The organism is Paenibacillus xylanilyticus (assembly GCF_013359935.1).
Taxonomy (GTDB): Bacteria; Bacillota; Bacilli; order Paenibacillales; family Paenibacillaceae; genus Paenibacillus; species Paenibacillus xylanilyticus.
Genome location: NZ_JABMCB010000176.1, coordinates 26504 through 50519, shown reverse-complemented (window position 1 = coordinate 50519; position 24016 = coordinate 26504). Strand labels below are relative to the sequence as shown.

The 24016-nt window shown below is 37.7% G+C and carries 20 protein-coding genes; 11 read left to right on the top strand and 9 right to left on the bottom strand.

What is annotated here, in order from left to right:
* The first annotated feature begins 238 nt into the window (after positions 1-238).
* Positions 239-802, top strand: coding sequence for an RsfA family transcriptional regulator (locus HP552_RS10790; protein ID WP_175395491.1), 564 nt, complete (start codon positions 239-241; stop codon positions 800-802).
* A gap of 140 nt (positions 803-942) precedes the next feature.
* On the opposite strand, the gene HP552_RS35785 is transcribed toward HP552_RS10790, so the two are convergent.
* The gene (locus HP552_RS35785; protein WP_175395490.1) at positions 943-1143 is read right to left on the bottom strand and encodes a helix-turn-helix transcriptional regulator; all 201 of its coding nucleotides are present in this window, start codon (positions 1141-1143) and stop codon (positions 943-945) included.
* Positions 1144-1391: 248 nt separating this feature from the next.
* On the opposite strand from HP552_RS35785, the gene HP552_RS10780 reads away from it, so the two are divergent.
* Positions 1392-2777, top strand: a complete 1386-nt coding sequence (locus tag HP552_RS10780) for a helix-turn-helix domain-containing protein (RefSeq protein WP_175395489.1) — start codon at positions 1392-1394, stop codon at positions 2775-2777.
* A 195-nt stretch (positions 2778-2972) separates the two neighbouring features.
* On the opposite strand, the gene HP552_RS10775 is transcribed toward HP552_RS10780, so the two are convergent.
* A complete protein-coding gene (locus HP552_RS10775; RefSeq protein WP_175395488.1) occupies positions 2973-3407 on the bottom strand; it encodes a DNA-directed RNA polymerase subunit alpha C-terminal domain-containing protein in 435 nt (144 codons plus the stop codon).
* Between the two features lie 741 nt (positions 3408-4148).
* On the opposite strand from HP552_RS10775, the gene HP552_RS10770 reads away from it, so the two are divergent.
* The 6 genes from HP552_RS10770 (at position 4149) to HP552_RS10745 (ending at position 13847) form a co-directional block, all read left to right on the top strand.
* Positions 4149-5366 carry a DNA polymerase IV gene (locus HP552_RS10770; RefSeq protein WP_175395537.1) on the top strand — a complete coding sequence of 406 codons (1218 nt, stop codon included), beginning with the start codon at positions 4149-4151 and terminating at the stop codon, positions 5364-5366.
* Entirely contained in the window at positions 5363-5728 is a 366-nt protein-coding gene (locus HP552_RS10765; RefSeq protein WP_175395487.1) for a YolD-like family protein, read from the top strand. The genes HP552_RS10770 and HP552_RS10765 overlap by 4 nt, the downstream gene beginning before the upstream one ends.
* Entirely contained in the window at positions 5712-6080 is a 369-nt protein-coding gene (locus HP552_RS10760) for a YhjD family protein (RefSeq protein ID WP_175395486.1), read from the top strand. The genes HP552_RS10765 and HP552_RS10760 overlap by 17 nt, the downstream gene beginning before the upstream one ends.
* Positions 6081-6565: 485 nt before the next feature.
* Positions 6566-11992 (top strand): OmpL47-type beta-barrel domain-containing protein, encoded by a 5427-nt coding sequence (locus HP552_RS10755; RefSeq protein WP_175395485.1) that lies wholly within the window; start codon positions 6566-6568, stop codon positions 11990-11992.
* Positions 11993-12467: 475 nt separating this feature from the next.
* A complete protein-coding gene (locus HP552_RS10750; RefSeq protein ID WP_175395484.1) occupies positions 12468-13409 on the top strand; it encodes a DUF2971 domain-containing protein in 942 nt (313 codons plus the stop codon).
* A 192-nt stretch (positions 13410-13601) separates the two neighbouring features.
* Complete coding sequence (locus HP552_RS10745; RefSeq protein WP_175395483.1) at positions 13602-13847, top strand: hypothetical protein; 246 nt, start codon at positions 13602-13604, stop codon at positions 13845-13847.
* Positions 13848-14220: 373 nt separating this feature from the next.
* Here the strand turns inward: HP552_RS10745 and HP552_RS10740 are convergent, their stop codons facing one another.
* The 4 genes from HP552_RS10740 to HP552_RS10725 are packed head-to-tail and all read right to left on the bottom strand — an operon-like array spanning position 14221 to position 19352.
* Complete coding sequence (locus HP552_RS10740) at positions 14221-15702, bottom strand: hypothetical protein (protein WP_024630811.1); 1482 nt, start codon at positions 15700-15702, stop codon at positions 14221-14223.
* The gene (locus HP552_RS10735) at positions 15699-16685 is read right to left on the bottom strand and encodes an ATP-binding protein (RefSeq protein WP_024630810.1); all 987 of its coding nucleotides are present in this window, start codon (positions 16683-16685) and stop codon (positions 15699-15701) included. The genes HP552_RS10740 and HP552_RS10735 overlap by 4 nt, the downstream gene beginning before the upstream one ends.
* A 17-nt stretch (positions 16686-16702) precedes the next feature.
* Positions 16703-18679: a TnsB C-terminal domain-containing protein gene (locus HP552_RS10730; RefSeq protein ID WP_024630809.1), complete on the bottom strand. Its 1977-nt coding sequence runs from the start codon at positions 18677-18679 to the stop codon at positions 16703-16705.
* Positions 18672-19352, bottom strand: a complete 681-nt coding sequence (locus HP552_RS10725; protein WP_024630808.1) for a TnsA endonuclease N-terminal domain-containing protein — start codon at positions 19350-19352, stop codon at positions 18672-18674. The genes HP552_RS10730 and HP552_RS10725 overlap by 8 nt, the downstream gene beginning before the upstream one ends.
* 127 nt (positions 19353-19479) lie before the next feature.
* On the opposite strand from HP552_RS10725, the gene HP552_RS10720 reads away from it, so the two are divergent.
* Together HP552_RS10720 and HP552_RS10715 are read left to right on the top strand one after the other, a co-directional pair.
* Positions 19480-19707 (top strand): helix-turn-helix domain-containing protein, encoded by a 228-nt coding sequence (locus tag HP552_RS10720; protein ID WP_024630807.1) that lies wholly within the window; start codon positions 19480-19482, stop codon positions 19705-19707.
* A gap of 91 nt (positions 19708-19798) precedes the next feature.
* Positions 19799-20833 carry a tyrosine-type recombinase/integrase gene (locus HP552_RS10715; RefSeq protein WP_024630806.1) on the top strand — a complete coding sequence of 345 codons (1035 nt, stop codon included), beginning with the start codon at positions 19799-19801 and terminating at the stop codon, positions 20831-20833.
* A gap of 52 nt (positions 20834-20885) precedes the next feature.
* Here the strand turns inward: HP552_RS10715 and HP552_RS10710 are convergent, their stop codons facing one another.
* On the bottom strand, positions 20886-21218 hold the full coding sequence (locus HP552_RS10710) for a hypothetical protein (protein ID WP_024630805.1): 333 nt from the start codon (positions 21216-21218) through the stop codon (positions 20886-20888).
* Between the two features lie 129 nt (positions 21219-21347).
* Here HP552_RS10710 and HP552_RS10705 point away from each other — a divergent pair, with 129 nt between their 5' ends.
* Positions 21348-21689, top strand: coding sequence for a helix-turn-helix domain-containing protein (locus tag HP552_RS10705; RefSeq protein ID WP_024630804.1), 342 nt, complete (start codon positions 21348-21350; stop codon positions 21687-21689).
* Between the two features lie 49 nt (positions 21690-21738).
* On the opposite strand, the gene HP552_RS10700 is transcribed toward HP552_RS10705, so the two are convergent.
* Positions 21739-22578, bottom strand: a complete 840-nt coding sequence (locus HP552_RS10700) for a hypothetical protein (protein ID WP_024630803.1) — start codon at positions 22576-22578, stop codon at positions 21739-21741.
* Positions 22579-22842: 264 nt separating this feature from the next.
* The gene (locus tag HP552_RS10695; protein ID WP_024630802.1) at positions 22843-23988 is read right to left on the bottom strand and encodes an FRG domain-containing protein; all 1146 of its coding nucleotides are present in this window, start codon (positions 23986-23988) and stop codon (positions 22843-22845) included.
* Positions 23989-24016: the final 28 nt, after the last annotated feature.

Here is a 24016-nt window from a genome sequence, read left to right as displayed (position 1 = left end):
GAATACCCCCAAATTTTTAATAATAAACCAATTCGTTTATTATCATAATCTATACCGAGTATTCTTTTCAAATGATATATATTTTCAATCTAGACTTAGCACTATAATTAAACATATAAACGAGAAATAGAGAATATTTCTTTACCATAGTACCTAATTGCGTAGATTGTATGAATATATAGCCCTCTATATGGATATAAATGAAATTAACTATATCAATTAATAAGGGGCGATCCAAATGACGACTCGTAAGGATAGTTGGGAGTTAGAAGAAGATATATTATTAGCACAGACAGTATTACTTCACATAGAATCTGGTAGTACACAATTAAAAGCATTTGTTGAAGCAGCAGAAAAATTGAGTCGTTCGAAAGAGGCCTGTGGATTTAGATGGAATTCTACAGTACGAAAACAATACAGTGATAAAATTGAAGAGGCCAAGGCAAAACGGACACAAGAAAAGCATGTTGTTTCAATTAATGAGGCTCAATCGGCGTTAGAAACACCTAAACCGAAAGAGGATATCGTTACAAATACAGTGTATGTACTTCCTAATTCTTCTGAATTCGTTAACGATATAAATGACACCATTAGCTTTATAACTAATGAGTTGACTAGACTTAGACAATTAACCATGTTGCTATCGGATGAGTTAACAGAAGCAAAACGGTTAAATTCAGAACTCCATGAAAAATATACTCAACTTGAAAATGATGTGCTCAATGCAGTGGATACTAAATTGTTAATTCGCTTGGCAAATGATATTCGCAAGGACAGTGATAGTGAACGTATTACAGGTTAAGATACTTTACGGAACACTGACTTGAAAAAGCGGATGTCCCGTAAGATGTTTAAATTCATTTTGCTCATGGAGTATAAGCAATGGTTGAGAGATCACTACATTAAGAAAGACACATCGATACTTCGATGTGTCTTTCTTACTTAATACTTCCATTCATCAATCTCTCTTGGATCTACCTTCAAAATGTCACAGATGACTAAGGCAAGCGTAATGTTTGGTGAGACCAGTCCTTTTTCAACTTTTTGATAGTTCCTCAAAGAACATTTAGTGTAGGTACCGATTTCCCACACTAATGATTCTTGCGTAAAATTAGCTGATTCTCGGGCTTCCCTCAATTTCAATGCAAGATCTCCCTTTTTAAGTTTAATGATAGAGGAGATTTAAATTATATATCACGTAATATAATACGCGTACTATATTGCACGAACTATTTGTCATGTATATAATAAGCATTGAATATCGGAACTGGTGAGAAATCCGTTGAATCTTATTAACTACAACGTGTAGTTGACCGCTGTTTAATACGTGAATATGCTTATTAGTAGAATTAAAACCCAAGTTATTGTTTTTTTTTAAGGAGGTGGTGCTTTTGGAATCCCCAGAATTCATTCAGTCATCATTGATATCATATATGGAAAAAAATAAATTGAAGGTATCCCATTTTGCTGAACAATCTGGTTTAAATTCAGGAACCTTAAGCCGGATCATCCAAGGTTTGAGGCCTATCTCCTTTAACCAGTTGATTGCGATCACTTCAGGAATGGGTTTGCCTGAAGACACATTCTTTTCGTCGTATGTCAGTATTTGCATTAAACAACCATCCCTAAGAAGGGTAGGTCCATTTTTATTGAGGTGTGCAGAACTAGATCGAATGGACTGCATTGGTAGGTTAGCATCTGCTTATTGGGATAATATAAGCTATGTTAAGGCTCTTTTTGATTATGCTGAAGAATTCTACATTCAGGGGAAGTTAAAGGCCGCTGAAGTTATTTATGAAATGGTTAGTGAAGCAGAAAAAATGCAACACTCGGAAAGATTGGCCTTGTGTCAATACCGGTTGTTTGATATTAAATTAGGAGAAAACCTAGAAGAGAATCTGAAGTTGGCTGTGCAATTTGAACTCTACATAAACCGTTTGGATGAATCCTACCAGCTTGATGCATTGAAACAACTTATGCATGTTTATGGCTCTGTACATAAGTGGATCAAAGTTGATGAACTTGCAAAACAAATGTTAGATAGAGCAAAAATTCAATATGATTTACAGTATAATACGTCACTCCGGCGGAAGGAGACCCCCCTTTCGTCACGTCCGACCTATTATTATATTCTATATGCTTATTTAGCCCGCTCTACAGCAAGTGAGCATTGTGGGGATTACAATAGGGCATTACATTTTGTAGATTTATACTCGACTGCTGGCGAATGGATTAAAGAAACGGATGAAGAAGCTCAAAGGTTAATTTCTCAGTTCCAAGAATGGGGAGTAGCGAATACCTACTTGTACCGATTAATGGCTGGTGAAGTCGATATTTTGAACGAATATGTTGATTACATAGCTTCTCATGATAATGAGATCTATATTGCTCTTCATAATATTATTCAAGTAGCAAATAAGTATAACATAAATGTAGACTATGTCCTCCACAGATTCTCAAACCACATACTTCCGACCGGGCTATCAGAATATAAAGCGATGATTTTAAATGAGAGCAACGCTCAATTTTTGAATGATTTGGCTGTTTATTATTTCAACGAGAAAAAAGATTACGATACTGCCTTAAAATATGCATTAGATAGTTTTGAGGTTTCTATTAGAATGAATAGTGTGAAAAACCTAATTAACAGTATGTCCCTTTTCGAAATGTACCGGGAATTTGCAGGTAACGAGGCAAGGAAAAGGTTTAATCAATTGACTAGTGAGGTGTATAAACTTAATGCTCAGAAAATTGAAGTATCTCTTGGTCCTATCTAGTGTAGGCATTGTTTCTTCGCAAATTCTAACTACAATGGGTCATGGTTGGGGAACCTAGTCTTGATTTTTGACCCTGGGGTACTTATTTTTTCCATGAGATCTTTTTCTAATCCCCAGTTCTTGTCTGTGAAAGGAAATCAGATTCATGTGAACATTCGGTGATTTGATAATAGCGCTGCATAAACAAAAGAGCCCTCATAGTGAGGGCTCTTTTTCTGCGTACGACCCCAATGCACGTAAGATCGCTAATTGGCTCCTGTCTCCTAAATTACGAGTACATGAAATTTGGTAGATTGTAAGATCGAGAAGTTGATTCATATAGTTGCAACCTCTTCTTTGTAAAGCGTTAATTACTCTTATGTACACACGTTCTTCAAAGTTACTAAAGAATTCTGTTACTGTCATCATTTTAATCTTCATGGGTAACTCCACAAAATCTTTTAACGCTCTTTCATCATTCTCCTGATTAAAAAACCAATCAAATTCTAAACATTCTTTAGTTCTGTGGGATGACTCAATTGCTTCATTTATTACTTTAATAGCTTGTTCACCAATGCGTGATGCAGGTTTATCTGGGAGTAACGACTTTATGTATTCTAAGTGTGCCAGATCTAACGAAATCATAGGCATTGAAATATGAGCTCCTTTCCGTTTTTTTATATTGTATCATACGATAAATTACAGCCTGTATAAAAGTTAAAAGACATAAGTTTGTCGGGAAATCCTGATTAGTAACTTATAATAAAACCATTTACATACTCCTAAAATGACCAAGGCCAGGGGAGAAGATGTCTTACAGGCCAAAAAGCTCATACTATGGTATCTATATATACCAACCTAGCTAATTGATACGTGGATTTGACGTCAACTTTCATAGACTAAACCTTTGGGAATCTATCTTAGGTACATATTTCACCTCGTTAGGAACCTGTAGTCTAAAATCCTGGAAAGTAGGAGCTGTCATATAAAACCTCTATTAGTTTCGCACCTAATTTCGAAATAGACATTCTATACCATTTCGGCAATGGCAAAAAATACTTTTAGACTCGTATTAAAGTAGTTTTATTTGAGAACGACGAAGAAACGTGATTTACTGAATATGTAACTGTCATACTCTATACGGGGTGTGTGGATTGAAATTCTTTGTTGACCAATACACAAGCAATACTTAACGTGTCACACTCCATATGAGGTACGTGGATGAGGGATATTCGCGTATCCCCCATGGAGCCCTCTTATAAGTTAAATCGAATTTATGGCTAATATAAATATTTACCTCTTGCATAAGGAACATGCGTTCGGTTTATAATATATACAAACATACGTTCTAAATGTACAGGGGTGATTACCGTGACTAAGCAGCGAACCATTATGCTTATTGACATGCAGTCGTTTTATGCTTCAGTCGAAAAGGCAAAAATGCCTCAACACAAAAACAGACCTTTAGCTGTGGCTGGTGATCCAGCAAGACGTTCCGGAATTATTCTTGCCGCTTGTCCGTTAGCCAAAGCTAAAGGTGTTTCTACCGCTGAACCTCTCTGGCAATCTCTTCAGAAATGTCCTGATTTAATCATTGTAAAACCTCATATGCAGGAATACATCGAAGTATCTACCCAAATCATGTCTATAATTGAGGAGTTTACCGATCTGGTCGAACCGTACAGTATAGACGAATTATTCGCTGATTTTACAGGGTCTATGCATCTCTTCGGCAATGATCCAATGGATTTAGCTAAACAAATTCAAGACAAAATCTATAACGAGACTGGCGTTTATGCTCGAGCCGGCATTGGCGAAAACAAAATCATAAGTAAACTATGCTGCGACATGATTGCTAAAAAAGTTGATGGAGGTATATTCCACTTAAAGAAAGAGGAGTTGCATCTTCACATTGGAGACAAACCCATCCGTGATATGTGGGGTATTGGCTCAAGGATGGAAAAACATTTATGGAAGATGGGGATTCGTACCATTAAAGATCTTGCGAATACGCCGTTATCTAAACTGAGAAGTAAGTGGGGAGTAAACGGGGAAGTTATCTGGAGAGTAGCCAATGGACTCGATAATTCACCGGTAACCGTCGACACCCATAGTACACAAAAAGATATCGGGAACGGAATGACCCTGCCTAGAGACTATGCGGAGGCCTGGGAGATCGAAGTGGTTATACAGGACATTTGTACAGAAGTCTGCAGAAGGGCCCGTAAAAAGGGTCTTATGGGTAGTGTGGTGTCTTTAAGTGTGTCTGGGGCCGATTTCGACCATCCAACAGGGTTCCACAGGCAAGTTAAACTGCCTGACCCTACAAACATAACAGTTGATGTATGCAAGATAGCTAAACGCATATTCCATCACTTCTGGGACGGGCAACCTGTAAGACGCGTAGGTGTATCCCTTTCTCAATTATCCAACGCGGATACATATCAACTATCTTTCTTTGATGATCAAGAGCAGAAACGGGCCATTGATCAGGTAATGGACGACATTAAAGATCGATTTGGCGACATTGCCATACTAAGAGCAAGCTCGATTACTGCTGCCGGTCAAGCGATCGATAGAGCGTCTAAGATTGGAGGACATTACAAATGAGTAAAAAGCTTGAAGCCAATGGGTTATGGGAGTCGAACCGGATGATGTTGCCGCAACATAAAGAACGAATTAATGAGCATCGGACACAGATTCATTATCAGTCCAAACCGCATATTCATGAAGATGAGTGGGAGATCATTGCTCAAAATTTAGAGATGTCGCTAAATTATACTTTATCAGCAAACTTTGAAGTTTTTAACGAGTCGGGTAACTGGTATGTGCATGGGATTGTCACGTCCATTAGTACGATGGGAAAGAAAATCAAGATAGAGATGGATAATGGGTTTGAATTTGTTGATTTTGATCAATTGGTTTCGGTAAAACTGGAAGGTGGAGGCGAGTACGGTGAGGCAGACTTCTGAACAACTTGCTCTCGTAAAGAAGGTTGTAGAACTCCCGTATTTATTGAGTTCTCTAGAAGTTGATAAAAATAAAATTTCGTCTTCAAATTTTAAGATGAAATCCGTGTATGTCGATTATCTAGACAATACTCAGAAGAAGATTGCCTTAGAAATGTACAAATCAAAATTAAGTCTAAAGAAACATCAAATAAAAATCATTAAGGAGAGTAGATCCGAGCTCAGTTTATCGGTAGACTACTCCATAAGAGAATACCAGCATAAAATGACATTGTTATGGAGTAAAGTTAAAGTAGACATTACCTTAATGCTTACAGAGTACATGAACGTTGATATTACTGAATTGCAAAGTTAAACTTATTGATAAAAAATTTATTCATAACAATGTATATATCTGATCAGGAGGGATATGCTATGACTATGACCATTTTTCCCTCTCTCAGTTTGATGGGTAAGCCGATCCTTGCTAGATGAGGATCGGTTCTTTGTGTTAAAGTTGGACACTTAAAGGACACTATCTCGGATAAAGCAAATCAATATGAGTCAAAATTTTAGAATCTATAAATTTCTCTTTTTGTTGATTGGATGGAAGTTTAAATTGATTTTAGATGTAAATCAAGATATACTTATAAACAATAAATTGAATACAAACTAACACTACCGTAGATGCGGCGTGCTAGAGTTCTCTTATTTTGTGGAACTCTCAGTATGCCGCTTTTTTGTTTTTATCGAAAGGAGGTTTTGTGCTCTCAGTGATGCGACTGTGAACAATAGGATTGAGTTACTGTCTACTATGATTAATCACTTAGTTCTTTAGAGATTGAATAGAAAGGAAAAGATATGAAGAGAAAATCATTGATTCTGTTTGTAATAGCTGCCATGATATTCAGTTATTTTCCTCCTCCATCTGCTTCTGCAGCTACATACGCATGGGACACATATCATACTGAATCTTACCAAACTGGCGGTGGATATTATCAGTCCTATCAATATTGTACCCAATACACTCAGCCTCCTGGTGGAGGTACTGCAACATGTACGGCATACGCAACTGGGCAGCAATGGGTAAGCCCAACGTATTCATCTAGAGAAGTCTATGACGGGAGAGTCACTGCACAAAGTAGGAATGCGTATCCCGACAATGGATACTCCGGTAGTACAAGGTACGTATATTACGGGATTCTCAACAGTAACCCGGTAATTCAGATAACTCAGACTAACCAATTAGGAAGTGCAGGTAATGTTAGTATTACAGGGACTGTGTCAGATCCGGATAATGATAACGTCGTTGTTTCCGCGACAATAAATGGCGTGGAGAAAAATGTTACGGTTACCGGTACAGCGAGCACTAAAACATGGTCGTTAACATGGAGTGGAAGTCAACTTGCTGAGGGAGCTTATACAAACATTGTTGTTAAAGCCACTGACCCTAATGGTGGCGTTTCAACAGCTAACTACACTGGGCAAATTTTGATCGATAAGACAGCTCCTACAATTCCTAGTGTAAGTTTGTCCGAGACCGCTTGGACCAAAGCACCCGTAACTGTTACGATCACACCGGGAACTGATAAAGCCGGCGGAAGCGGAGTTAAGTTAACGCAATACCGAATTAACAATGGAAGCTGGGGTAATTGGCAAGATTACAATGGTTCCTCGTTCCAAATAGATCAAGAAGGACAAACGACCATTGAGACAGCAACCACCGATAAGGCGAACAATACTGGTGCTACGGCTTCAGCTGTCGTTAAAATAGACCGCACTGGACCGAGTGAACCAGGAATTACTATAACACCTAGTGGGGACTGGACGAAAGAAACAGTATCGATCGTTCTAACGCCAGGTGTTGATACCGGTGTAGGGACAGAGAAAACACAGTATAAGTTGAATAATGGCTCCTGGGAGGATTATAAGGGAACCATGGTTTTACAAGATGAGGGTGTTCATGAGTTAACGGCTGTGTCAATCGATAAGCTCGGAAATGTAGGTACAGAATTACATCAGACCATAAGCATTGATAAGACATTGCCGAGCCGTCCGGATGTATACCTGTCCAATGATTCATGGACGAATACAAACGTAACGCTTGTTGCTTCAGATGGTGCCGATGCTGACAGCGGCCCAGATTATACCGAGTTTACAAGAGACGGACAAACATGGACGAAGTATATAGTGCCTGTAGTAATTCAGGATTCGGGGGAGTGGACATATCAAGTTCGCACCGTTGACAAAGCAGGAAACATTGGAGAATCATCCCAAGTGATTGCTAAAGTCGATAAGGAAGCACCAGGTACACCAGAACTGAATCTAACTTCAGATAAGCCTACCCAAGATCCAGTTGAAATCACATTGATCGATGGGCAAGATGATCTGAGCGGGGTGGCCAATAGCCAAGTCAAAGTGGGAAAAGGTAACTGGGAGCCATATATAGGTCCTGTAAAAGTGAATATTGAGGGTATCACTGATGTCTGGGGCCGGACAATCGATAACGCTGGAAATGTTAGTGCAGAGGCACATGCGCAGGTATTTATCGACCGCACAGCTCCAACAGCTCCAATACACACCGTCTCAGATACATCCTGGTCCAATCAAGACGTATCTTTTGAGTTAGGCGGTAGCCAGGATGCGACCGATATCACATATGAATACAAAATTGGAAACGGATCGTACCTTAGCGGTGACCGGGGTACTCTGACGGACTCTGGAGAATTTATCATCACTGCTCGGGCAGTAGATGCAGTTGGGCTTACGAGTCCGGAAATCAAATTTACCATTCAGATAGACAAAGAACTCCCAGAAGTAGTACTCGGACCTAATGGCCTGAACTGGTCTACACAGGGCACTGATGTACAGATTACGGCAACAGATCGTTTATCTGGGGTGGCCGATCCAATCTATTATGAGGTAAGTCAGAATGCTACACCAAGCGGTTCATGGCAAACACTGCCTAGCAATGGACAAGTGAGTGTGGATGATGGAGAAGGAACCTGGTTTGTTCATACTCAAGTTACTGACCATGCCGGCAATGTTGGAACACATACATCCAATCCATATCAGTTGCAAGATGTACCAGATGTTCCTACGTTGGATGCGACTGCGCTGAGCGCGTCCGAAGTTAGACTGCAATGGAACCTACCAAGCAATCGATATACGGATGGTTACACATACACAGTCAAAAATTTAAACACAGGTAAAGAAACAACATTGGAATATCCGGCAAGTGAATATATCGATCAGCACCTGGTAGGTGGGGAAAATTATGCTTACCAATTGACGGTAAACAATCATGTAGGGTCAGCTGAAGCGCGCACCGAAGTGCTGACAAATCCGGACAGCCCGTTAGTGAATATTAACCCTATCTACCGGACGCCTGGTGAGATGAATGTAACAATTGATCCAGTCCAAAGTGCGACGGAATACAGATTGGTACTGACTGATAATCAGGGGCAGACTCGACAAGACACGGTGATTTCGGACACACAACACACTCTAACTGGCTTGAATCCGGGTAGTCTATATACGTTGCAAGTGCAGGCAATAAATGCAACAGGAGCAAGCGTAGCAACTAGCACCGGCTTTTTGACCTTACCATCTACTCCAATGGGATTCACGTCAGTAGAGATTAAAGAAAACAGCATTACGACCCAGTGGCAAAGCGTAACCACAGCCACATACTATGATTTATACCAGGGTGATGCTCTGGTGTTTAACGGAGGAGATCAAGACCTCAGCTATGAAGATACGGGACTTGAATCAGGTACTGCGTACAGTTATACAATTGCTGCCGGTAATGAGACGGGTGAGGGAGAGGTATCAGATCCGTTGAACTTAATGACGTTACCCGCTCAAGATAAATCCTTGAACTTGTATAGCTACAGCACTACAGGATTTACAGCGCAATGGAATGGTGTGCAAAGCGCACACACGTACCATCTACAGGTGTTTGATCTTAACGGACTTCCAGTAGCAGATTACCAGGGACCAAATCTTCAGTACACCGTTACTGGACTAACAGCGGGCACGGAGTACACCGTATCACTTGTGGCAATTAACAACACTGGTCAAGGTAAGGCCCAATTGATTCGAACATTAACCTTACCAGAGCAAGTTGGATCAATTCTGGTGAGTGACATTGAGGAAGTACAAGCCCAGGTACAACTGAGCTCAGTCACAGGAGCGTCCTTCTACAAGATTGAACTGCATGATGGTACTCAGTTTATCTCTTCTGACGTACATTACGTAATGCGGCAGCTGAAGGGCAGCACAGCATATACAGGTACTGTGCAAGCAGGGAACAATTCGGGTTTCGGAGTACCACTTTCCTTTAACTTTACGACGAAACCAGCTCGGCCATCTAGCTTGCAGGTTCAGACAGTAGGCGAAAGAGAGTTGGTACTGGGCTGGACTGCAGATACAACAGCTGAGAGGTACTGGGTGACGGATGAGCAAGGAAATCGTGTAGAGGTTACAGAACCGTCCCTTCGGATATCCGATCTACAGCCAGGTACCGAGTATCAATTTTCAGTAGCTGCCGAAAACGTAACTAGCATGGGTAAACCATCCGAGATTATGTGGAGCACAAAAACCGAGGCACCGGAATTACTGCAGGTAGATGCAGATTATACTGAGGCATCTCTGACATGGACAGAGCCACATGGATCCATGCGGTACTTGCTGAAAGATGAAGCTAATGGCCATGTATATTACAACGGATCGCAAGCAGCTACACAACTGATCCAATTGCAAGTTGGCCATGCATATGATCTAACATTGTACTCAATTAATAAGACCGGAGATGCTTCTGAAGGCGTTCAGGTACATCTAGTTACCAAAGCTGAATTAAATGAAGCTAATGCGAAAATTACGGAGGTTAAGTCCACATCGGTATCGATTGAGCTGAAGACGGTGGGACAAGCAATTCAGGAATACGTGATCTTACGTGATGGACAAGAAATTACCAAGGTGGACGCCGGTAGCGGAGAAGTAATATACAAGGATACAGATTTGCAACCAGGAACGGCTTATGAATACGAGATTAAGCCAGTAAACCAAGGCGGTGAAGGCCAAGGAATCAAAATGACCACAACAACGGCCACGGACCCAGTATCTGTCAAAGACTTGGAAGTAGAGAGCGGGAACGATTGGGTTGAAATTCGTTTCCCAGAAGTAGATCACGCTCAAGAATATGTAGTGATCGATGAGAAAGGAACGGAGTTGTGGCGTGGAGACACGCTGCCGATCCGCATTGATGGCTTGGAACCAGGAACGTCGTATCCAGTGCATATAGTCGTGGAGAATAGCGATGGTGTTCCATCAGAGAACATACTTGTAGAGCTGTGGACGTTGCCACTAGCTCCAAGTAACATCACAGCAACAAGCACAACACAATCTGTGACGTTAGATTTTAAACAAGTAGATACGAAAGGCTTTACGTCTCTGGTCATCTACCGTAGCGGAAAGGAAATAGGCCGAGTAAATGCCGGACAAAAACAATTTTCTGAATCAGGTTTGGATCCAGCAACCTCATATGAGTACAAAATTAAAGCTTTGAATCCAGGTGGTTTGAGTTTAGAAGAAACAACGGTGTCAGTTTCGACACAGGCTGTACCGACCATCACAAATCCAAATCCATCTTCGAATACTGAAGAGACTAAGGAAGAGGAGAATGAGATTAAACCAGAAGACAATGTTAGTCCAGGTAACGCACATTCAAATAAAGATATCTTCAAAGATATCTCAACTAATTTTGCTAAAAATGAAATTGAAAGCTTAGCCAAAGACGGTATAATTAAAGGCATTTCATTCGAGATGTTTGCTCCAGATAAGCAGATTACACGAATGGAATTCGCAGCATTAATTGTACGCACCATGTCTGCTAATCCTGACGAGTCAATCCCATTAACCTTTCAGGATATAAAGGATTCTGCTTGGTACGCAAGAGAGCTTAATGCAGCTATCGTAAATGGGATAGCAAAAGGCTTTAGTACACTCGAATTTCGTCCAGAGGCTCTTGTAAATCGTGAGCAAGCTGCTAAAATGCTAATCAATGTTTTATTAAGTGAAGGGGTAGCACCTGGTGTAACTGTACAGCAGTTTTCAGATGAATCGGATATTTCAGTATGGGCTGCCGAGGATGTAAAGATGGCTATGGAACAGCAATTAGTAAAAGGATATCCAGATAATACTTTCAGGCCTAAACAGGGTCTAACACGTGCAGAGGCTGCTACACTAATTTATCGCCTTAGAGAGCTTTTAATGAAAAACGAATGAGGTATCAGAGGGAGTGCTAATTATAGCATTCCCTCTTTTTTTGAAGTTGAAGTTATACTGTCAGAAACACTACTAACAGTAGAAGGACTCTCATTGCAATGTACTTTAAATTCGACGATAACAAATTATCGTAATATTCTATTGTCAGATCTGCCGTTACAGCCGCTCTAATAAATTGTATACAGTTGATTGGATGTCAATTGCAAAGCAGCCATTGAGATATTTTCAGCAAATATATTTTATCGGAGAAAATAACGATAGTGCTAATCATAGTGAGTTTTTTCTTTATATTGTTTTGCGTAATGAAAAATAAGTTGACAATATAAATGTTAGAATATAAAATTCTTTATGATATTTTCATTATGATATTATCAAAGTGTATAACAATGTCACAAATGGATCTACATTTATCAAGTAGATATTTAAAAGGTTTAAAACGTACGATTCTGGAATATTTCAAAAGTGGAGGTAGAACATGACAGATGTACTTTATCACTATTGTAATGTTGAAACTTTTTTAAACATTATACGCAATAAGACAATTAGGTTATCAGACATCACAAAATCAAATGATAACATGGAAGGAAAATGGTTATTCACCTTTGTAGAAGAAGAAGTTCTTCGTCAATATAAAGAGAATCCATTCTTAATGTCTAATAAAGTAATTTATGGTCTTGATGAAATAGACACAATAAAGTATTTGTTAAAATTAACAATAGAAAAAATTATAAAACAAAATGAAATGCTATTTTATGTATCATGTTTTTCTGAAGCAGCGGATAAGCTAAGTCAATGGAGAGGATATGCCGATGACGGAAAGGGACTATCCATAGGCTTTAATGCTGAAATTATAAGAAAAATTGCTTCAAAAGAAAATTTATTAAAACTAAAAAAAGTTAAATACTCAATAGAAGCCTTACCAGAGCAAGTATCACAATATGCTCAAAGCTACTTGGAGAGCATTAATCTTGCTATTTCTAAATATAATATGAGTGAGATATACTTTAATGATGATTATATGATGAACCTTTTTCATTATTTAGACACCAAACTACTCATTCAAGAATCGTTATTCTACAAAAATCCTGCTTTTGAGGAAGAAGAAGAATGGAGATTAGTACTGAATGAAGAAGAGAATGACTTAGATAAATCCTCAACTGATTGGGATTATTGGTACTCTACTGCAGATAACAAAAGTGCTCTTACGGGATACTTTGGAGAAGTATTTCCAGATGGTTTACAATTTAGAAGCTCTAATAGTACTATTTCATCTTACTTGGATCTTAGTTTCAAGGGCTTTGAGAGTGAACTGATTAACAATATATATATCGGACCAAAATCTAAAGGCTTATCAAGACGCAAAGAAAAACGGTACAAAAGCTGGTACTCACACAGACAAGTACCCCCCGTTCAATAAACTAAATACTAAAGGAAAACCCCGATCTTCTGAGGACCTTTATGATGCAAAAGGGTTGAAACAACGTAGATATTATGATAAAAATGGAGATGCAGATGAAGATATTGATTATGACCACTCCAATGGCGATGGAACACACACATTCCCACATCGACACAAATGGGTGAATGGTCGAAGATACTAGGTGATAATATGAATGAAACTTACGAACAAATCATTGAGTTTATTTGGCAGCAAAGAGAAATAGAATTTGTTTACAAGGATAAACCTTATGCTTTCTTATCAAGTAAAGATGGTTTTATATTCGTTTGTGAAAATAAAACTCAAGGTCCTGTATTTGAGAAATATGATCAAATGGTAAATGAGAGTGAAATAGACGGAAGAACATTTTTAGAGCTCTTCAAGAATGGTGAGATCATAATCACAGCCGTAATGTGAAAACTCCTCAATTTAAATATTAAAAAACCAAGAACATAGTCCCATTTAAGTCGCTTTATTAGCGGCTTTTTTGTTTTAAGAAACCAAGTTCTTGTCCCAAGCTGAGGACAAGAAGAACCTTAGTTATTTTATTAGTACACTAACTGACTTTGACTAACTTTGACCTTCGGCCTTATACATATGCACAAAAGCCGTCATTTGTACATATGTACAAATGCCTTTTTCTTAGGCATTTGGTAGGCAACTTTTGTCCGTTTGCATAGGACAAAAACATTGTTCCTTAAAGGACAAGAACATTGTTCCATTGTTGTTATTCTGCCCTTTCTTACAACAAAAAAACCGTTATATCATCATATCACAAGATTTAACGGTTTTAAAAATTTAATTTTTTCACATATGCTTCAATTGATTTTTGGAGTATCTTTTTATCCTCATCAGGTGTGTTGCCTCTGAGCATTAGCGCAACTGCTGGTGGTGTATAAGAACTCATTTCTTTAATGTTGAGTCGAATATTTTCATTTTGATATATGCATTCGTATTTGTTAAACAGTGTCGTCTCAGTATTTTCACCATGATGGTACTCGACGTAAGTTCCTAGCTCATCAGTTCTACATTTGAGAGCAATATTCGGAAACGCTCGGTCTCTCATTTTAATGACTTCTTTCCAAGGAGGAACACTGATCTCTTCACATCCCTTCCCTGCTATATCAAACCATGCATCGAAGAAATTTTCACTAAACTGAGTGACTAATTTTTCAAGAACCCACAATATAATTCTTCTATCAATACTATTGTGCATCTTTATTTGATAATTTATAAGTTGTGTTGTAAAGTGCTCTAGATGCTCTTCAATTAATAAAGGAGCTTTAGTAGAAATCAATTCATTATTGAAAGGATTAAATCCATAAAAACGCTCTTCCATCAATAATGATTTTCTCCAAAAAACATAAGTATATGCATAGGGGCAAATTGTTGGGAAATCAGACATGTCATCCTTTTTTCTTAGATCTATTAATTGAGTGATGCAGTCCTGATGGTTCCCAAGGAATTCTTGTAATAAACTTTCTTCTACTATTTGAAAGGCATTTGAGCAAATTTTTTGCTGTTCTTTTCGAAACAAGTTTGAATAAAGATAATCTTGTTGAATAGGTTCTATTGGATCAAAATACTTAATTTCTTCAGGCTCATTTTGAAGTAACAATGTTAAATTACAATGTTGTTCATGAACAATCCATTTCGTTTGCTGCTCGTTTACTGAATTCATGTTAAATTCAAGCCAGCTAAGTATAGACTGATTTAATTGAGGGGACTCCTTCCAATCGTTCCAATTTGAAAAACCAAGAGTAGCAAGTATATGTCCACACTTACATTGAAAAGCACTTTCCAGCTGTTTGTTAGACAATAAGAAAGGTATTGTCTGCATACATTTTGGACAGGTATCAATAAGTTTATTTTCATGAAATGCACATGTATCGAAGAGCTTAAACTGATGTAACCAAGAATGGAACCCCCCCTCCATGCACTGCGGACACCACTGCAAATCATCGTGAAACCAAGGATCCCAAACGCCATAAAAATCGTAAAAAGGTGCAAGCAACTGCATAATGATGTTATCACTATGTTCTTTTAGTTTGTAATCCAGTGTTTGATGAAGTTTCTCAAGATCAAATCCGTTTAATCGCAAAAGATCACGATGAGTATCACCAATGTGCTGTTTGATTTTTTTGACTTTTTTGCTGCCAAAAACATATAAAATCTCGTTTCGATTTATTAGGTTAACTAAAGCTAATTTTTCAAATACTGACCAAGGTGATTCGTACTCATGTATCCAATCTTTCCTCCAGACAATATTCATTCCTTAACTTCCTTATGAGCCAGTGTCATATAGATCTCAGATTCAATATAACCAGTTAATTTAATGGCCTCCAACCACTGCTGTGAAGTAATCCATTCAAGTTTCTCCCCATGAGTTCCGTATATTTTCAAAGCATTTTCCACGGCATAGGTAAAGTACTCCATTGGAATTTCAAGCTTTGATGTTACACCATGCTGCTTACGAAGGTCAGTGAAATGACGATAAATAATATTAGTGTCTTTCTCTAAACGCTGTCCTTTTTCATAACCTTCCGGAAAAAAGTATTGCGTAAAGCTACAATTGCTGTTTTCGGGGTACTCCGAAATTTCAGCTGAATCGTAGCAGCGAAGTACACTTTTAATGTCTCCTTGTGATGTAATACCAAAAAAACGGTGCTCATGTGTCATAAAACGACCGATAATTTGTGATTTCCTTTGCCCAAGGAAAAAAGTCCTTCTAGTCAATAATTCTTCTTGGCCAACACAAATCACTGACATACTGATCCTTGAACGATCTAGTTGATTATAGATGTCTATTAACCATTGATAATGAGCTTCGGTTAAATTTTGGCCCTCATCCATAATTACGATGACTCTTCTTGTACCCGAAGTTTCTGCTTTCTCTTTTAGCAAGTTCACAATTTGGTTTCTCATTTCACCAGGTTTTCTACGTGCAACAAACGGGAAATTAAAATCATACAGTAGGTCAGAGTAAAACTTCTCCTCACTAGGGACCCTGTATGAGTTACTGTTGGCTATAAAAATGGGGATTGGTGATTGAAGATAATTTGGTAAATTCTCTAATGCAAACTTCAGTGCGGTTGTTTTTCCTAAACGTGGGCGCCCATATACAATCATCCCAGGTAATCGGTTCGTTACAATTTTTTTTATGTTTTCCATTAATCGAACCACTTCTTTAGTCGGGAGTTTATAGAAGCCCACTTCAATAGGGTGTGTCCCAATAGGTACAATTTGTTTATCCATGTAGATCTTCTCCTTTATTAGTACATCTTGGTTTTGAATTGTTTGGCCAGTCGATCGTAATCTTCCATTTCACTGAGCTGTTCTTTATACATTTGCTCTTGACGTACTTTATCCAACCTTTCATGTTGGAAACTAGCTTCTTCCAAAGCCTTTTTTTGTTCACTGGGTGCGTTGTCAGGCTTATACGTACTCTCCTCCATGATCTTGATCTGTTTATTAACCATTTTTTTAGATTTTTTTTGATTCATAATATAGTTAGTATAAACAAAGATCGGATCATCCCAAGTGGTTAGATGTATCAATTTCTTCCTTACTAAGGAATTGATAGCTTTTCTTGTTTGCAGAGAGTGTGGAGTTAAAGACCATCGTCCGCTTGCTGTCAAATATCCAAGTTCGCTTCCATCGGGTAGAAATGCTTTCAGTGTCCGAAGATCATCAACGTTCACATGAAGTGTAATCTCGGTATTTATCAAGTAAGCTAAATTCGCAAGTCTGTCACTTCGATAAGGAACTCCTTCGTATTCTATATACGGCTTCTTACCTGATTTTAATGATCCACGTATTGTTCGTTTTTGTATCGTTTGCATAAAGAGTATCTCCGATCTTTTATCTTCCTCTAAAATTCGTGGCATTAGCCCCGAGGTGTTCATTCTTTTCTCAAGGAGTTCTAATGGAGTTTGATGGTAGATTCCACCGTGAGGTGTCCCATTATAATTTGAGATTAATACATCAATGAGTTGTTTTAAATGATCATAAGTGATATTCAATTGAATGGCTTGTTGTTCCGGATTTTTTCTTCTCGGATCCTTTGGTCCACTTCCTGTAGTGTTAGGTAAACGGTGAAACCCGTTTTCCTCTAAAGTCTGAAAAAAACGTTCGATAATTCCTCTTCTCATGGGAAGAGCTACCGGTCCAAAATTCATGAAGCAACCGATTAAGTTCTCCAGGCGATTTTTCACCATTCGAGCATAATGGGCTTTAGCATTGTCCAAGCAAATAACATCCCATACAGCCCAGGCTATTTCCGGAAACTTCTCTGATGGGAAGCCTCCTTCTGGATGGTAGGACAATCCTGGAATCGTAAGTTCTAATCGTTTATGTGGCATTACAGCATTACGTGCGCATTGCATAAAATCACTTGCACTATATTCATGATTTAAACTAATGTGGTATCCCAAAATATTTCTGGTCGCTACATCAATAATCGTCAGAACCCAGAAACGTTCTAATACCTCAGTCATAATATCCCCATCAGGAGTAGGTATTTCGACCACAAAGTAACCATCAATTCTGTGGGCGTCGAATTGGACTTTCTGAAAGGGGAACAAGTTGGAAAGTTGATTTTGTTGTCCTTCACCAACGTGTCTCGCTTTTTGTAATGCATCGTCCCCATGTCGTTCGGCAGATCTAGAAAAATATTCATAAGAAATCCGTTTTACATACCGCTGTACTGCTTTATATCCCATCCATTCTGTATTCAAGGGGTATTCTGCTTGTGTAATTCCTTTCTTACGGCATTCATCAACGAAACGTTTATGAATGTACTTTACTTTCATGACTGGTTCTATAGAGCGTCCCTTTCTTCCACGAAAAAGGTCTTCTAAAAGCTCTCGAATATCAGGATATTTGTCTAGGAAACGATTGAACTCTCCTGTCCTTCGCAAGTTGTTCTGCTTCTTAGTGAATAAATCCAATTGATATTCTTTTACATTCTTTTGAGGAATCAATGCTCTAAATCCCCAAACAATACCTGTTTGATCATATTGCATACAACGTTTAGTGAATCTCCTAACGTTTTGACGCACTATTCCGGTTTCCTGTTTGATTTCTTCTAAGCTGACTCTTTGAAAATACATTGTCACAGCTTTTTTACGGTTAATGTATATAAAACGTTCTGATTCATCTAAAGTGCTTTCATCAACTGTAGGCCAATATTCTAAATTCGTTTGTTCCATTGCTAAGCCGCTTTGTTCATACACTCGTTCTCTACTCATTCCTATAAACCTCCAAACTCTTTCCAAAGATTTGATCTTCAATGTTCGCACAAACCTGCCCTTCATAATACAACCATTTAAGTGCTAGGTTGACCTGATCTTCTGGATACTGAGGTAATTCACAAAAAACATTTGAAATTGTTTTCTTGTGCAAAGAAACGCTATGTAGTACTTCTAAAGTACATACTGGCTTTCTACTGTTTAGTACTGCGGTCGTAATTGCGATCCTATTTTCAATGGAGTGTCTCCCCTTTCTGATTGTTTTTTCTGTACGAACTTCATAAGCTATATTGTTCTTTCTACACCACTCTCGTTGAGCCTCAATCTGACGTTTAGTTCGATCATACCTCGGCTCTGTTGAAGTTAATTCCTTTTCATATTTCACTTCGACAAACGTTTCAGAATGATCTCGATATAGAATCCACATATCAAAGATCGATTTACGCAGCCTCCCATTTAGGAGATATGATATCTCTAAAGGCTGCTCACAGTATCCAATTACTTCAGGATTTGTTTCCACAGTAAGCCAATGCTCGAATTCTAAATCACTATAGAGATCAAGAGTTCGTTTTCCTATCTTATTTCCCCGTGGAATCCAATAATTATTTCCATATTTTGTTCCTCTCGGGATCTTAATTGGCTGATATTTTATGAATCCGCCTCTGTCCATCATGATCATCCCTTCCTACTTGTTCTAATGTATGAACAAAAAATTAAATTCTTATACACATCTATGTATAAATGTTGTCTCTCTATGAACATACTAAATAGTAATAGAATGATAGATGGAGGAGTCTAAGATGTCTGAAAAAGAATTCTATAAATGGCTTGGAGGATGTTTACGTGATCTTCGAAAGCTGAAGAATCAAACACAAGAGGAGCTATGTCAGGAATTTCATCTTGCCCGATCTTCAATTGCTAATATTGAAAGAGGTGGGCGTGTAATTAGTGCTTATAATCTATATTTACTTCTAGAAGCGTTGAATTTGCCTCTTGAAACATTGTTTAAAAATACAATTTCAAAATGATAACCCGACCTAAGAAATTACCTCGTGAATGTATAAAACATAAGCACAGTGGGAACACAACCTGAAAAAGGACCAAAGGGTGCGTGATAATATGAAAGTACAAGAACGTAAAGATTTAGAACTAGTCTTAATCCGATTGAATGAGATGCCTCAACCCGTACAAATTTTCATAAAAAATAAGTTAGACAATAACCTTTCTCCCTCTTCTGCTTTAGAGTACGTAAGAGATTTTGGTATATTCTTTAACTGGATATCGCCAAAACTATGGCCACATGTTGAAATAAGTAAGCTGACTTTAGCTTTGTTTAATGATATAAATGCAGATCATGTAAAACAATATATGAATCACTTAACGTATTCCAAGAAATTACAACATTCCTCTATGTGCCGGAAAATTCTATCGTTACGATCCATGTTTGGGTCCCTACATCAAGAATTTGATAACGACGGCAACCCTATTTTAAGACGTAATGTTTTTGCTAGTTTTACCATGAAAAGACCTAAAAACACTAGTGAAGTCGCACATCAATTGCAGGACAAAATTCTACGTGTCAACGAAATCCCTGCATTCGTTAAGTTTGTTCAACAAGACGTGTCAAAACTAAATAATCCTCAAGCACAATGGTTTCATAACCAAAATCGAAACCGGGATGTTAGCATCATCACCTTGTTATTGGAATCTGGAATCTTAGTAAGTGATATTGTCAATCTGGATCTCAATGATATTTGCATCCAAGATGGCTACGTTATGGTGACCAGGCAACAGTCACAAGTAAGAAAGAAACATCGAATCATGTTTGGAGAAAGTGCCAAAACTTTTTTGTATGAGTACTTGAAAGTTAGAATTGGCACTTATGCCCCTAATCCTGATGAGGCGGCCTTATTTTTAGCAAAACCTAACGGAGAATCACATGGTCAACGAATTTCAAAGCGTACTATTCAGGCAATGGTTAAAAAATACGCTTCTAAATTTGGAACTTCAGAGGTTACTGTTCGCCAGCTTACTCATTCTTTTGGTTTTCAGTATGCAGAAACAAATAATATCCGCAATTTGAAACAGCAGCTAGCCCAACGAAATATTGAATCTCTTGAGAAGTACTTTATTTTGTCGAGCTTACATGAATAAATAATAGATCTATTGGGCCTTGTTCGCTTTAAGCAAGGCTTTTTTTCTATATTTAGTTTATCTGTTTTCTAATGCTTTTCTTAAGCTGCTTTAGTTGATTCAATCGATCGTGGTACTCATTCACATCCTTTACGTTTCTCTTTTCTAAGCTTACCCATGTAGCGACACTGACCTCTTGAAACTTTATAGAAATGATCAGAATTGCTTCTTGATAGTCTTTGATATGAACAATTGGAATCTTCCACTCTCCTTGATCTCTAGCTGCGTCAAACCACTTCTTTTTGATCACTTCTCGATTGGTATACATTCTTCCGTTAAACAAAATTCCATTTGCCGTTACCGTAGCAATTTCAATACCTGCTTTGAGTTTGAGTTTTTCATTCATCCTCTCCACCTCCCCTATTATTTATGTCCATTTGAAATGATATATAAACTTATCATTTTTTAAAAATAATCTATATACATTAATGTATCGAGGGTTTCGCATTGTTTAGACTAAATTAGAGGTGTAGCAATGAACGAACCTGTATTAAGATTAGTGGGACAACGTGTCCGGGAATTACGGAAAAAACAAGGATATTCGCAGGAAGAATTAGGAGAAATGGCGGGCTTCCACTTCTCCTATATTGGGGGCGTTGAGCGTGCCGAGAAAAACATAACCTTGTTAAACCTTCAAAAGATTGCAGATGCGCTCCAAGTTAGTGTCCACGAACTTTTTCATTACAGTAAGTATGTTAAAGTTGGAAACAATGACAAGGAAAAGCTATTAAACGAGATCAATGAGAAGCTCTGGCCAATGAAGTCTTCTGATCTCAAAAAGGTTAACCTGCTCTTATCTGAAATTTTTGATAACTAAACTAAAAAGCCGATGTCTTTAGACGTCGGCTTTTTATTACATATTCAATTTAAACTTCCCATCCCTTTTGGCTACGTAGATTCACCCAAGAATACCGGTTAGATTGTTGAATCATTCCCTCCATCATATTACGTTCACTTGTTAATGTCAGGAGAATATACTTTGTCCTTACATCCACTACCTTTAAGTGTTTCTGAACCTCAGTCATCGAATAGTAGCCTTTGGCTGCTAATAACTTTACTTGTTCCATATCAATCTTTCCACATCGCTGTAGTAGTTCTGTTCCTCCCCATTGAAATGCAGCGTTAGTATCGACGCATGGATCAGGTATAACTACACTTAGCTTTCCTTCAGACAGGGATATCGTGATTTGTTTGGTCTTAAGCATCTCCGTTAGAGCAGAAACACGTAAAGCATTCCATTGATCAAACAACCTAGAGTAGATCCATTTTTGTTGTTTCCAATTAGCTAATAACCCGTCTATGCCATAGTTCACCAAGTCATTTCTGTAGCTGATGTGTCCCCCATCACGTTCCTCTTGATTGATCCTCTTTGGAGTGAATTTTAAGTATGGCTTGCTGGCTAAACAGTTCTCCTGAAGTGAGTGTTGTTCCAGCTCATTTAAACTATTCCATTTAATTCGAACAGTCTTAGGGAGCACACCATGACTATCTAGTAGCTCATATAACTGATCATTATTCAAATCGTAATGTTTAGTTGCAATGAATTTGCCGACCACATTCCGCTCAGCCCACTCAAGCCGCTGTAATCCAAGAGAAGCCTGATATTCACTGATTAGTTGTCTTAGAATATTTACTTTAGCTCCAGAGAAAAACATCTCCTCGTAGTGGGGTGATTGAACAAAATGACTTATTTTATCTATGCTCACTATGTGTTTACTCCTTTTTTAAGATAGTGAATGGTATTGACGGTTCAAATTAAATTTATTCATCATCTGAGTAAAGAAAAAACAAAGAAGCTGCCTAACGGCAGCTTTCTAGGGATCTAAGCTTTACGTTTCTTTTTTTTGGAGGAATGTGCTAGACCCCACTACTTAGATCTGTTAGATGCTCTTAGTCTCTAAATAATAAGTCAAAAATGATCTTCTTAACATTATTAAAAAGTTCACTTCGTTAAATTGTGACTTTTCTTTTTAAGAATTCAAAGTATACTGTTGATTAAATTTAATCGATTTAGCAATGTTATCAAAATCTCCATAAATACTTTCGATATTTATTCCTAATAAGTTGAGTTCATTTAAAATTGCCTGATGATTCTGAATCTTAATAATAAAATCCGGTTGTATAGATTGAAAACGTAGCATTCTATGTTTATTATGTTCATCCGTTTTTGACAAATATAATTGGTAAATGAACATTCCCTTTTGATTAATAATTCTATCAAAAAGATCTGGAGGTTGATAAGTGAAGTAAACATTAAGATCCAGTTTAAGGGGCTTATCAATGTTTCTATATTGGAGCTGAAGCAAATTTATTAATAAAGCAAAAAAGACTCTTATACCCAGTTCCTCATTAGAATAATACTCTGCATTATTTAAGTGATATACTTCCCCATGAGTAATATTTTCGTCATAAATCTCATTAGCGAGAAAGTAATAAAGTTCGATAACGTCGTTTTTCCCTTTAAAATCAGTAAGTTTTTTCAGATTGTCATAATCATCCTCTAAGAATTCTTCATCCAGATCTACACTCTCAGTCAGCTCTTCGCCATCGATATCTATATTGTTTAATTCATAGCATTCGATCAGTTTGTTAATATAATTTGGCAAATCATGAGCTTGATTTGCGAACATTTTTCGTAAATTGGAAAACAACTTTAATTGAGCATCTTTAGTTTGAATTAACAATTCAAAAAAATTCTCATTCTGCAGAAGTAATGGAGTAATATCAATCAACTTTTTCTTATTAATAAGGTAGATTTCTGCTTCATTACTAGTAAGTTGGTCTTTTCCGTAACAAGCAAAGAATAGAGCGACCAAAGGAGATGTAGTGAAGTCAACCAAATTTGTAGGTAAGCCGTGATGTTGGCAAAATGCTAAAAAATATTGTTTCTCTTCTTCTGATATTTTTCTAACTACTTTACTATAGAATTGCTTTTTCATTTCCTCAATATCATAATATTTACTTGCCTCTGCGCTACCTGAATATGATCTAAAACCACTAGCTTGAATTCCGTTGTAAGCTTCGTTTTGTCCTCTGAAAATATAATTGTGAAAATCATTAGTTCTTATCAAATCCAAATATATAGAAATATTGGGTATTATGTATTCTTTAATCAAGTTAACACTTCCTCTGTATGATTTTTTG